This is a genomic window from Mesorhizobium sp. M7D.F.Ca.US.004.03.1.1 (genome assembly GCF_003998635.1).
GTDB classification, from domain to species: domain Bacteria; phylum Pseudomonadota; class Alphaproteobacteria; order Rhizobiales; family Rhizobiaceae; genus Mesorhizobium; species Mesorhizobium loti.
In genome coordinates, this window is the sequence record NZ_RZQG01001524.1 from 1 (window position 1) to 802 (window position 802).

Genomic DNA, 802 nt, shown 5'->3' on the forward strand with positions numbered 1-802 from the left:
ACGCCGCACAGGTGAAGCAGGCTGTAGAGCAGGGCGCAGGCATGGCCGGCCGACAGCACGAAGCGGTCGCGGTTCGGCCAATCGGGGTCGGCGGGGTCGTAGCGAAGGAAGCGTTGCCACAGGCAATAGGCCATCGGCGCGGCATCCAGCGGCGTTCCGGGATGACCGGATTTTGCTTTCTGGACCGCATCGATTGAAAGCATTCGCAGCGTATTGATGCTGAGCTGGTCGAGTGGCACCTGTTTCATGGGGATCCTTTGATCGGATGTAGGCAACCCGATCGTCCAAGTGCTGGCTGGGTTGCGCCGCAGTATGTTGGTCGGGGCCGTAGGCGCGGCCGGACTTACCGCCCTTTACTTCTGTCGTTTTCGGAACCGGCGATAGCGCTCGATCAAAGCGTTGGTCGAGCTGTCATGTTGGAGATTTGGGGCCTGGGAGGTTTCCAGTTCAGGGGTTGTTTTCTCGGCCAGGGCCTTGCCCAGCTCAACGCCCCATTGGTCAAAAGAGTCGATGTTCCAGATGACGCCTTGCGTGAAGACGCTGTGCTCGTAGAGCGCGACCAGGCTGCCCAACGTCCTTGGGGTCAGGCGCTCGGCAAGCAAGGTATTGGTGGGGCGGTTGCCTTCGAAGGTGCGGTGCGGAACCAGCCAGTCCGGGGTCCCTTCGGCCCTGACCTCCTCTTCCGTCTTGCCGAAGGCCAGAGCCTCGGTCTGCGCGAACAGATTTGCCATCAGCAGGTCGTGATGACGTCCCAGCGGATTCAATGCCTGACAGAACCCGATGAAGTCGCACGGAACCAGCT

Annotated in this window: 2 pseudogenes; both read right to left on the minus strand. The window is 61.2% G+C overall.

The features are described from left to right. Positions 1-248 (minus strand): annotated as a pseudogene (locus tag EN935_RS38410) (transketolase); the annotation flags it as partial. Positions 249-353: 105 nt separating this feature from the next. Beyond that, a pseudogene (gene pgi / locus EN935_RS38415) lies at positions 354-802 on the minus strand (glucose-6-phosphate isomerase); the annotation flags it as partial.